We start from the raw sequence: 11,675 nt of genomic DNA on the forward strand, positions 1-11,675 counted from the left end.
AAGTTTGCGAAAAATTCAATATTTTTTAGCAAACCCGCATGCAATTTATAGTTTATTTAATTCGCATTGCGAACTTAAACCATATACATCGCACCATTTACATGCAAAGTTTCACCTGATACATACGCAGCGGCGTCAGATGCTAAATAACATACTGCAGCTGCAATCTCATCTGGCTGACCTAAACGACCCGCAGGTACGTTTGCAAGCGTTGCTGCTTTTTGCTCATCTGTCAAATCATCGGTCATGTCTGTTTGAATAAAACCAGGTGCAACCACGTTTACTGTAATACCACGAGAGGCTACCTCACGCGCTAGTGATTTAGAAAAGCCGATAACACCCGCTTTAGCAGCTGCATAGTTGGCTTGACCCGCATTACCCATAGTTCCCACTACTGAGCCGATATTGATGATACGGCCGTTCTTTTTCTTCATCATTGGGCGAAGTACGGCCTTAGATAAACGGAAGATAGAGCTTAAGTTGGTATCGATAATATCGTCCCACTCATTTTCTTTCATGCGCATCAATAAATTATCGCGCGTAATACCTGCATTATTTACTAATACATCAATATCACCTAAATCGGCTTTAATTGCCGCTAATGTCGCCTCAATCGATGCAGGATCAGTTACGTTTAACGCATAGCCCTTACCGTTATCACCTAAGTACTCACTAATATTAGCCGCACCCGACTCGCTTGTTGCCGTGCCCGCTACTTTTGCGCCTTGCGCTACTAATGTGTTTGCAATAGCTTTACCAATACCACGGCTAGCGCCAGTGATCAGGACAACTTTGCCCTCTAAAGAAAATAAATTACTCATTTTATATACTCTTATTTAGCTGAATCGATTGATGCAAGGTCGTTAACTGAACCACACACCATCGCTTTATCAATACGTTTTGCAAGCCCGGTTAGTACTTTACCAGGACCAAATTCATAACTTTGCGTTACACCTTGTGCAACCAGTGCTTGTACCGTTTCGGTCCAACGTACTGGGCTATATAACTGGCGTACTAATGCCTCTTTAATTGCATCTGCTGAACCTTCAGCCTTTACATCAACATTATTAATTACATCACACTTAGGTGTATTAAATGTTAAAGCGGCTAAATCGGCGGCTAATTTTTCTGCGGCTGGTTTCATTAGTTCACAATGTGACGGTACACTTACCGATAATGGCAGTGCACGTTTTGCTCCGGCTTCTTTACAAGCAACAGAGGCTCTATCAACTGCATCTTTATGACCGGCAATAACCACTTGCCCTGGCGAGTTATAGTTTACTGGAGAAACCACTTCACCTTGTGCCGCTGCTGCACAAGCGGCTTTAATTTCATCGTCGCCTAAACCAATGATTGCGGCCATAGAACCTACACCAGCAGGTACGGCTTCTTGCATGTATAAACCGCGATTTTCAACCAGTTTTACGGCTTCGCTTAAACTGATCACATCGCTACATACTAAAGCTGAATACTCACCCAAGCTGTGACCTGCCATAACAACGTCTGCATCTGGGTTTGCAGCTAACCAATGACGATAAATAGCCACGCTTGCGGTTAATAATGCAGGCTGAGTACGGTGTGTTTGATTTAGTTTTTCTTCTGGACCGTTAAGTACAAGGTCTGCTAGGTCGTAACCAAGTGCGGTTGAAGCATCTGCAAATGTAGCTTTTACTATGTCAGAACTCGCTAGTAGCTCTTGTAACATACCCACAGTTTGCGAGCCTTGACCTGGAAAAAGAAGTGCAATTTTTTGTGCCATAATTTGCTCTTATAATTAAACAAAATAAATAATGTGTAACACGGCACGTTAACTGTTATTCAACCGCCGTGTCTTTAGAATGTGTTTTTTCGAAAATAGCAGCTATTTTATCTGGAAGTTGACGTTCTACTTCTTTCACTGCTTCGTCGATTGCAGCATGAAATGCTTTAGCTGAGGCATTTCCATGACTTTTAACAACAATACCGCGCAATCCTACCAGAGAAGCGCCGTTATACTGGTCGGGGTTCACTCTTTTATAGAGTTTTTTTATGATTGGCGCCAACATAAACGCCATACACTTGTAAACGACGTGCTTTTCGAGGGCACGGGTAAACTTTTTCATGATAAGTTTAGCAATGCCTTCACAGGTTTTAAGTGCAACATTGCCAACAAAGCCTTCACAGACAATAACATCGGCCTTGCCAGAAAAAATATCACTGCCTTCACTGTAACCAATATAATTAATCAGCTCGCTTTGTTGCATTAATTGTGCGGCTTGCTTAATTTCTTCGTGGCCTTTTATATCTTCAGCACCAATATTCAATAAACTCACTTTAGGGTTATCGCAGCCAAGTGCTTGACCTGCAACCACTGATCCCATAATGCCAAACTGATACAACATTTGTGCATCACAATGCACGTTGGCGCCTAAATCGAGTAGGTAAACGGGGTTTTTACGTTCAGTAGGTACAGCAGAGATAAGTGCGGGACGTTTAACCCCTGGAAGCATTTTTAATACGTAATGCGCCATAAAAAATAGCGCCCCTGTATTGCCAGAGCTAACACAGGCTTGCGCTTCACCCGATTTAACTAAATCAAGGGCAACTCGCATGGAGGAATCTTTTTTTGAGCGTACAGCAACAGCGGGTTCGCAGGCATTGGTAACAACGTCGTTACAATGGCGGATTATTAATCTGGGATGAGAAAGTGAATCGAGTGATTCTAATTGTTTAGCTATTACTTGCTCGTTGCCACATAAAATGAGTTTTAAGTTGGCATTAGCATTTACCGCACGAACGGCTGCGGGGATAGATGAACGGGGGCCATAATCGCCCCCCATCATATCTAACGCTATGGTTAGATTAGTCAGCATATAAGCAATCTCTTAGTTAGAAATTACTTGAACGCCTTTGTAGTAACCATCTGCAGTCACATGGTGACGACGATGAGTCTCACCAGATGTTTGGTCTACAGTTAAAGTTGGACCACTGATCGCATCGTGTGAACGGCGCATGCCGCGTCTTGCACGAGACTTTTTGCTTTTTTGTACAGCCATAGTCTTCTCCTAAGAATCTTTCTTAAGTTGTTTCAAAATATCAAATGGATTTGGTTTATCATCTTCCGCCTTTAAAACACCAAAGCTGGCAGGCTCTGCTGTATAACTGCATGAAGCTTCGTTGTGGGTAGGCACTAATGGCACTGCTAAAATAAGCTCGTCTTCGATTAACTCAAACACGTCTATTTCACCATTTTCATCAAGTGCTACTTCGTCGTAGCTTTCTGGAAGATCATCTGACTCTGCATCCAAACCGACTGGCGAATACACAAAGTCTTGATCCAAATCCAACCCTAAATCACCATTACAACGTTGACAAGTGACAGTTACGTGTGTGGACAAATTGCCACTAATCACAACTAAACCTTGCTCATCGTTTTTGCAATGAATTTTTACCGCTATTTCACCTACTTCTTCCTGGATAACCCCTCGTAAACGAGGAAGTTTCTCAAGCGGTACAACGCCGTCATACTTTAAACGATGCTGAGCTGCTTTGCCCGGATGAAGGGTGATGGGAATTTTCACCTTTTGCATAGGGGCTGCATCATATAGATAGTTAGTAAGTTAGTCAAAGTAAAAAACCAATTTTACGTTGTTTTTCACGTGTTTTACTCACGGATCTGATTTATCCTAACTCAATCTGATTTACGCTAGGAAAACATGCCATGAAGCACTCCCTTATATTAGCCTCAAGCTCGCCATTTAGGCAGTCTTTATTACAAAAATTTAATCTGCCGTTTGAAGCGTTTTCGCCGGATGTTGACGAAACGCCGCATAAAAACGAAACACCAAGCACGCTTGTTAAGCGCCTCAGTGAATTAAAAGCGGCTGCAGCCATCGATCATTTTGACCAAGGCCTAGCGATTGGCTCCGACCAAGTTGCTGTATTTAATCAGCAAATATTAGGTAAGCCGCACAATAAAGAAAACGCAATAAAGCAATTGAGCTTATTTAGCGGGCAAACAGTCACTTTTTTAACTGGCTTGTGTGTGTACGATATAGACACTAAGCAATGCAAAACCATTGTTGAGCCATTCAATGTGACCTTTAAAACGTTAACAACGGCGCAAATAAGTGCTTATTGCGATGCAGAGCAACCTTATAACTGTGCAGGAAGTTTTAAAAGTGAAGGCTTGGGTATTTGTTTATTTGAGAGACTCAGTGGTGATGATCCAAACAGTTTAATTGGTTTACCACTGATTAAACTCAGCCAATTATTGGCTGAGTTTGGTGTTGATGTATTAGCAGCGCAAGTGCCTAGCGCAAATTAACTGATTAACCGAGTAATATATTTTGCAACTGCTGATAGTTGTTAGCGGTTGCAATTGGGGTTAATTCATTGAGTTGCGCAGCGTTGTGCACACCCATGGTTACCCCTATTCTATCCATGCCAGCGGCTTTTGCCATTGCCATATCTATTTGGGTGTCGCCTATCATTAGCGCTTCATCAACACTTAACCCTAGCTCTTCAAGCAATTGATAAAGCATATCGGGAGCGGGTTTTGATTTAGCGTCGTCACTGGTTCGCGTAGCACTAAAAAAGTGACGCAACTGGCTTACATCCAATAAACGTTCCAGTCCTACTCGGCTTTTACCTGTAGCAACTGCCAATATTACGCCTTGGCTTTTTAACGCAGTAAATACCTGTGCAACGTGATCAAACACCGGTGTTGGGGTGGTATCAAGTGCATATTGCTGTTTATACCCTGCAATAAGCGCTTCATGATGCTCACTGTGATCAGGGAACAAGGTTGCGATTGCGTTTTCAAGCGATAAACCAATAATATTTTTACTGGCGGTATCGCTTGGCGGCTCAATATTAAGTGATTGGGCACTTTTGCGAATGCAATTAACGATTTTGCTAATTGAATCCATGATGGTGCCATCCCAATCAAAAATCACTAGCTTATATTTTTTAATCGGCGTTAAATTCACGCTTTTGCTGCTCTAAGTTTGACCAAACAGCTTGATAGTGCTTTATCCAGCGGTGCTTCTACTCGCATGGTGGTTTCGTTTTTAGGATGGTAGAAGCTTAAATCATGAGCGTGTAAAAATAAGCGGTTTAAACCACGTTTACGCATTGACTCGTCAAACCCTTGGTCGCCGTATTTGTCATCACACGCAATTGCATGGCCTTGGCACTGAGTGTGCACGCGAATTTGGTGAGTACGACCGGTTACAGGGGATGCCTGTACTAATGAACAATCGTTATAACGCTCAAGCACTTTAAAACGAGTATGCGACGGTTTGCCTTCCGTGTTATCAACACGTACTACGCGCTCACCCGATTTAAGGGTATTTTTACGCAAGCCTTCAGTTACATTTTTCGTTTTAGAGTCCCATTGGCCTTCTACCAATGCCCAGTAATTTTTTTCCATGGTTTTTTCGCGTAATTGCTCATGCAAAGCGGTCAGCACTGAGCGTCGCTTAGCAATGAGTAAACAACCTGAGGTATCGCGGTCTAACCGATGCACAAGCTCAAGGCTACGCTCTTCTGGGCGTAAAACACGTAATGCTTCAATAAGCCCGTAGCTTAAGCCACTACCGCCATGCACAGCCATACCTGAGGGCTTATTAATAACAATCAGGTATTTATCTTCAAATAATATATCGTCTTCGAGGCGCGTTACTTTATCGAGTTTTGACGGTACAAACTCTTCACGCTCTGACACTCTAATTGGCGGTATACGAATAACGTCGTCTAGCTGCAATTTATAAACAGGCTTAATACGTTTTTTATTTACACGCACCTCACCCTTACGAAGAATTTTGTAAACTGCGCTTTTAGGCACCCCTTTTAAATGGGTAATAAGAAAGTTATCAATACGCTGACCTAAGTGGTCTTCGTTGATAGTGACAAAAGTTACTTGTAAGCCGGTTTTTTCTGACATTGCCTAATCACTGATTTAAGTAAAATAATTTAGTTGCTAACACGGTTATAATAGTGGGATAATCAGCAGCGCAAATATTAAGTATTTGCAAATAACAACGGTGCTTTTTAACACAACAAAACATTCGTGATGCACATTCTGGGTAACCGATCATACAGATCCGAGTTAAGTTTTCCAAAGCTTTTATACATACCCAGTTAACACGTGCGCACAACTAACGGCAATGCGCGTAATATATTGCAGGTTAAGTTTGAACATGAATTGATTTTTACTGTGATAGTAAAAGCAATGAACAGATAATTTGTCTGATAGTGACGGCGTAACAACACGCCGTTCAGAATTCGCTCAAATATTGTAGTAGTACCGTACAGCAGCTTATTTAGAACTAAAAAAATCTAATAAATAAGCGTTCATTAACATCGGTAGCGATTTTTGCTCATAAAATAGATAACGGTAGTTTTAAAAACGAAACTATGGTTTGAACCTAAAGAGCCCTACGCACCTAATATGAATGCATTTAACAAGATTGATATGACAGGCCAACTTCTGGATAAAATGTGCATTGAGCTAAATAGCCGACACATTTGAATCCTTTTAGAATTTAATAGTGTGATAACACCCTATTGTTTGCCGGCATTTAAAATACTGCGTACCAAAATACAGAGCCGTTCCGTTAAAGACCCAGTCGTGAGGCTGCACATTCTAAAAATAGGAACACCTGAACAGGCGAGAAAAACATCGTCATGTCAGCGACATAAACTAGTAGAGTAACATTATGAAACGTATGCTAATCAATGCAACGCAGCAAGAAGAAATGCGCGTAGCACTGGTTGACGGCCAGCGCCTATATGATTTAGATATAGAAAGCCCAGGTCACGAACAGAAAAAAGCCAATATTTATAAAGGCAAAATCACACGCATTGAACCATCTTTAGAAGCAGCATTTGTTGACTACGGTGCTGATCGTCATGGTTTCCTTCCATTAAAAGAAATTGCTCGTACTTACTTCCCGCAAGGTTACACCTTCCATGGTCGTCCGAATATTCGCGACGTGATCAAAGAAGGTCAAGAAGTAATCGTACAAGTTGATAAAGAAGAGCGCGGCCAAAAAGGTGCAGCATTAACTACCTTTATCAGTGTTGCCGGCAGCTACTTAGTGCTTATGCCTAACAACCCTCGTGCTGGCGGTATTTCTCGTCGTATCGAAGGTGATGAGCGTACTGAACTTAAAGAGTCGCTAAGCCGCTTAGAACTGCCTAAAGGTATGGGCTTAATTGTACGTACTGCGGGTGTAGGTAAATCGTTTGAAGAACTAAACTACGATTTAAAAGCATTATTAGTCCACTGGGAAGCCATTCAACAAGCGGCAGACAGTGCTAAAGCACCATTCTTAATTCACCAAGAAAGTAACGTGATTTTCCGCGCTATTCGCGATTATTTACGTCGTGACATTGGTGAAATTTTAATTGATAAGCCACGTGTTTTTGAAGAAGCTAAAGCGCACATTGAGCGTTTTCGTCCTGACTTTATGAGCCGCGTTAAGCTTTATCAAGGTGACACACCATTATTTACGCATTACCAAATTGAAAGCCAAATTGAGTCTGCGTTCCAACGTGAAGTGCGTTTACCGTCAGGCGGTTCAATTGTTATTGACCCTACTGAAGCACTTACGTCTATCGATATTAACTCGTCTAAAGCAACAAAAGGCGGTGATATTGAAGAAACAGCACTTAACACCAACCTAGAAGCAGCGGATGAAATTGCACGTCAACTTCGTTTACGTGACTTAGGTGGTTTAATTGTTATCGACTTTATTGATATGACACCTCCACGTCATCAACGTGAAGTAGAAAACCGCTTAAAAGATGCTGCTCGCCCAGATCGTGCCCGTGTACAAATTGGCAAAATTTCGCGCTTTGGTTTACTTGAAATGTCGCGTCAGCGCTTACGCCCTTCACTAGGTGAAGCAAGCCAAGGTGTTTGTCCACGTTGTAGCGGCCAAGGTACTATTCGTTCAAACGAGTCAATTGCACTATCAATTTTACGCTTGATTGAAGAAGAAGCAATTAAAGACAACACTGCACAAGTAAACGCACAAGTGCCTGTTGCTGTTGCCGCTTATTTATTAAATGAGCAACGTCGTAGCGTTCACCGCATTGAAAAGCATCACAAATGTGACGTAGTGATTATTCCTAATCAACACATGGAAACACCACACTACGAAGTAATGCGTTTACGTAAAGATGAAACGCTTGAAACTGTAAGCTACGAGCAAGTTGTTGCGCCTGAGCCTGAAGCATTTGAAATGTCTAAATCGCCAGCAGCACCTGTACGTGAAGAGCCGAAGCTTAAAGGTGTCGTTATGCCTTCTAGCCCTGCTCCACAAGTAGCAGCAAAAGCTGCGCCAGTAGTAGAAGCAAAAGCTGAAATTGGCTTATTTACTGCACTTGGCAAATGGATTAAGTCGTTATTTGCAAGCGAAAGTGAACAAACAACACAAGAGTCTTCTGAGAAGAAATCTCAAGAGCGTACCAATAACAACCGTGGCAATGATAATCGTCGTCGTAACAACCAACGTCGTCGCAATAATAACCCACGTAATAAACCACGCAACGAACGTAATACAGATTCTGAAACTAAAAATGAGTCAGCACCTGTAAGCGATACGCAAGAAAAGAATGAGAATCGCAATAAGCGCCGTCGTAATTCAAATACGCGTAAACGTCCTGAGCATAAAACAGAAGATAAAACGCAAGTAAAAGCAGAGGCAACTCAAAAAGCGGATACTGCGCCTAAATCTGATAAGAATGCTGAGCCAAAAGAGCAAAAGCCTAAAGTACGTCGTCAACGTCGTAATTTACGCAAAAAAGTTCGCGTACAAGACGAAAGTGCTGAGCAAGTTCAAACAATAGAACAACCTGTTGAGCAACCTGTGGTGAAAGAAGAAAAGCCACAAGTGAAAGAGCAAGCACCTGTTGTTGAAAAGCAAACGCCTGTATCAGATGAAAAAGCACCTGCACCTGCTAAAGAACAAGCAGAAGCTGTTGTTGATTCAAACGATAACGCAGTATCACAAGATGAAGAACAAGAGCAAACACGCACTCGTTCACGTCGTTCACCACGTCATCTTCGTGCATCAGGTCAGCGTCGTCGTCGCCCTGAAGGTGAAAACGCGCAAGAAAAGTCTGATGAAGCGCCTGCGTTTGTACCCGTTGCTGATCAAGCTGCAGCTGAATACGAAGCAGAGCTAAAAGCAAAAGCACACAAAACGGCTGTTGATGCCTCTGATGCAGTTGAACAAAACATTGTTGAAGAAGAGTTAGCGAAAACTGAAGAACCTGTAAAAACTGCAGAGCCAGTAAAAACTGAAGAGCCAGTTAAAACTGAAGAACCAGTGAAAGCTGAAGAACCAGTGAAAGCTGAAGAGCCAGTTAAAACTGAAGAACCAGTACAAACTGAAAAACCAGTACAAGCTGAAGAACCAGTGAAAGCTGAAGAACCAGTTAAAGCTGAAGAGCCAGTTAAAACTGAAGAACCAGTACAATCTGAAGAACCAGTGAAAACTGAAGAGCCAGTTAAAACTGAAGAACCAGTACAATCTGAAGAACCAGTGAAAACTGAAGAGCCAGTACAAACTGAAGAAGTCGCTGTTGAAGCAGAAACCGCACCGGTTAGTGCTACTGAAACACCTGTAGAAGCTAAAGAAGCGCCTGTAGTTGAAAGTCAGCCTGAGACAGTGTCGCAAGCGAGCTCTACTAATGTAAACGCTAAAACAGTGATTACAGCTGGACATGCAAGTGCGCCAATGGCACAGCCAACACCTGTAGCTGATAGCGAAATCAAGCATACATCAGTTGCAATGGCACATGACAAGCGTGAGTTAATCCCTGACAGTGGCCTTCGCCCTGGCTCGGTAAAACCTGCTGGTCGTGCAAGCTCTGCAATGACTAAAACACTTAATGCTGAATAAGCACTAAGTTCAGCTAAAAGCTAAAAAACCGCGTTAATTGATTTTAACGCGGTTTTTTATTGCTTGGAATTTATGTAACTGGCAACGGGGTTCGGGCTGCGAGGAGTGGGTTAAAGGTTAAAGGTTATAAGGTTAAAGGTTAAAGGTTAAAGGTTAAAGGTTAAAGGTTAAAGGTTAAAGGTTAAAGGTTAAAGGTTAAAGGTTAAAGGTTAAAGGTTAAAGGTTAAAGGTTAAAACATTTGAAGCTTCGCTTCACACGTGAGCAAGCTCTACGTCTACCAGTTATCTGCTAATACCTGTTTTATCTTCTCATTTAATCCTCATTCTCTTCTCTTAGTGCAATTAGATCTTAAGAAAATTGTTCACAAAGAGGGCTAAGAGACGCTGCGCTTTTAGAGGGTAAAATTATAATCGAAAGTTAGCGGGGCGGGCTGCGGGGTTAGGGTTACGAGCCTGATCCCAAAACCCGTAGCCCGCTGTGAGTTTAATCTTGCTCTTGCTCCATAAAGCGCTGTAACTGATCTTTTAGGTTTGGCGGAATGCCTTTTATTACCAGTGTATCTGTTGCTTCGTTGTATGTTACACGCTCACCTAAATGTTTACGCTCAAAGCTAATGCTCACACCGCCACCTAAGCCTGAAAACTTCACCATACTCGTTACTGTTTTCTTATCGACTGGGAATGACTCTTCTAGGTCATAGCTTTGCTCTTTACAAAAGCTCTCAAACGGGTTGTCGTCGCCTTTGGTCAGCGTTGCTGAAAGTTCACTTACATTAGCCTCTTCGCCTGTGGTGACACAGTCATTACAATAGTCAAATACTTGCTTACGTAAATCGTCCTTTTCAGACTTATCAAATTCTTGCTCTGATAAGTAATCTTCTACCGCGCTTAGCATTACTTGACTTTGTTGCTTAGGATCAATGCCCTCTTCACAACCTAAGAAATCTAAAAAGAAGTCAGCCACTTTTCGCCCTGCACGACCTTTAATAAACGAAATATATCGATTATCGTCTGCTTGGGTATCCCATGCTGTTAAATCGATGCGAGCAGCCAATTGCATACGCGAAATATCTAAATGGCGCGATGCGGCTAAATCAAGCTCTGAAGTCATGGAGTAGTGCTCTTTAATGTTGATCATGGCAATCAACATATAATCAGTAGCCACGTACTGATAATGACAAAATACTAAGTAGCCAGTTTCATTAAAGGCGTATTTATCTAACTCTTCTTTTAATACCGTTGATGCCTGCTCGGTCATATGCCAAAAGCCAAGCTCATTATTACGATAGCTTTGCATAGTAGAGGCAACAATGCTGTTTTTTTCTCCACTAAAAGCACAAAAACCTTTGCCTGGCTTGCCGTTGTAGGCGTGGTGTAATTGCTCAATGAATACAGCAACTTTGTCGTTGATCATCATTTCGTCGTTGCGAAGGTGAATTTGGGTGTCGTCATCTTTTTTGTCTACATAGTGCACGACTAATTTTTTAACATCTATTGCCATCTTTGTTTTTCACGCCTCTGGTGTTAAAATACGGGAATATAACTATTTTTATTGAACCAACTGATGCCAATCTTATCAAAATACTCTAATGAAGAAGTAGAACAAATCGTCGATCAGCTTATTGATGTTTTATCAAAACACAATGCGCCGGTTGATTTAAGTCTTATGTGTTTAGGAAATTCTATCACGCATATCTTAAAAGAGCATGTACCAACAGGGAAAAGACAAGCTGTTACTGAGAACTTTGCAAAAGCACTCGCTCAGTCGGTTAAATAAAC

At 41.9% G+C, this 11,675-nt stretch carries 11 protein-coding genes; 3 read left to right on the forward strand and 8 right to left on the reverse strand.

Features of this window, described 5'->3' with window-relative positions:
• Window positions 1-74: 74 nt before the first annotated feature.
• From fabG to yceD, 5 genes are read right to left on the reverse strand one after another with little or no spacing between them, the layout of a single operon-like run.
• Window positions 75-821, reverse strand: coding sequence for a 3-oxoacyl-ACP reductase FabG (gene fabG / locus ACZ5WS_RS13140; RefSeq protein ID WP_131690862.1), 747 nt, complete (start codon window positions 819-821; stop codon window positions 75-77).
• Window positions 822-832: 11 nt separating this feature from the next.
• Complete coding sequence (fabD, locus tag ACZ5WS_RS13145; RefSeq protein ID WP_075169378.1) at window positions 833-1,759, reverse strand: ACP S-malonyltransferase; 927 nt, start codon at window positions 1,757-1,759, stop codon at window positions 833-835.
• A 55-nt stretch (window positions 1,760-1,814) separates the two neighbouring features.
• Entirely contained in the window at window positions 1,815-2,852 is a 1,038-nt protein-coding gene (gene plsX, locus ACZ5WS_RS13150) for a phosphate acyltransferase PlsX (protein ID WP_008467405.1), read from the reverse strand.
• 12 nt (window positions 2,853-2,864) lie between these two features.
• Window positions 2,865-3,035 (reverse strand): 50S ribosomal protein L32, encoded by a 171-nt coding sequence (gene rpmF, locus ACZ5WS_RS13155; RefSeq protein WP_008109865.1) that lies wholly within the window; start codon window positions 3,033-3,035, stop codon window positions 2,865-2,867.
• A 9-nt stretch (window positions 3,036-3,044) separates the two neighbouring features.
• The gene (gene yceD, locus ACZ5WS_RS13160) at window positions 3,045-3,569 is read right to left on the reverse strand and encodes a 23S rRNA accumulation protein YceD (protein WP_008109862.1); all 525 of its coding nucleotides are present in this window, start codon (window positions 3,567-3,569) and stop codon (window positions 3,045-3,047) included.
• A 131-nt stretch (window positions 3,570-3,700) separates the two neighbouring features.
• Here yceD and ACZ5WS_RS13165 point away from each other — a divergent pair, with 131 nt between their 5' ends.
• The gene (locus tag ACZ5WS_RS13165; RefSeq protein WP_464708996.1) at window positions 3,701-4,306 is read left to right on the forward strand and encodes a Maf family protein; all 606 of its coding nucleotides are present in this window, start codon (window positions 3,701-3,703) and stop codon (window positions 4,304-4,306) included.
• A 4-nt stretch (window positions 4,307-4,310) separates the two neighbouring features.
• On the opposite strand, the gene ACZ5WS_RS13170 is transcribed toward ACZ5WS_RS13165, so the two are convergent.
• Both ACZ5WS_RS13170 and rluC read right to left on the reverse strand, forming a co-directional pair.
• Entirely contained in the window at window positions 4,311-4,970 is a 660-nt protein-coding gene (locus tag ACZ5WS_RS13170; RefSeq protein WP_464708997.1) for an HAD-IA family hydrolase, read from the reverse strand.
• A complete protein-coding gene (gene rluC / locus ACZ5WS_RS13175; RefSeq protein ID WP_054200702.1) occupies window positions 4,967-5,926 on the reverse strand; it encodes a 23S rRNA pseudouridine(955/2504/2580) synthase RluC in 960 nt (319 codons plus the stop codon). The genes ACZ5WS_RS13170 and rluC overlap by 4 nt, the downstream gene beginning before the upstream one ends.
• Before the next feature lie 775 nt (window positions 5,927-6,701).
• Between rluC and rne the strand changes: the two genes are divergently transcribed.
• Window positions 6,702-9,896, forward strand: coding sequence for a ribonuclease E (gene rne, locus ACZ5WS_RS13180; RefSeq protein WP_464709000.1), 3,195 nt, complete (start codon window positions 6,702-6,704; stop codon window positions 9,894-9,896).
• Window positions 9,897-10,380: 484 nt separating this feature from the next.
• Here the strand turns inward: rne and yejK are convergent, their stop codons facing one another.
• Complete coding sequence (yejK, locus tag ACZ5WS_RS13185; RefSeq protein ID WP_109874826.1) at window positions 10,381-11,397, reverse strand: nucleoid-associated protein YejK; 1,017 nt, start codon at window positions 11,395-11,397, stop codon at window positions 10,381-10,383.
• A 63-nt stretch (window positions 11,398-11,460) separates the two neighbouring features.
• On the opposite strand from yejK, the gene ACZ5WS_RS13190 reads away from it, so the two are divergent.
• Window positions 11,461-11,673: a YejL family protein gene (locus ACZ5WS_RS13190; protein ID WP_008109847.1), complete on the forward strand. Its 213-nt coding sequence runs from the start codon at window positions 11,461-11,463 to the stop codon at window positions 11,671-11,673.
• Window positions 11,674-11,675 lie beyond the last annotated feature (2 nt).

The organism is Pseudoalteromonas sp. 11L1 (genome assembly GCF_055397545.1).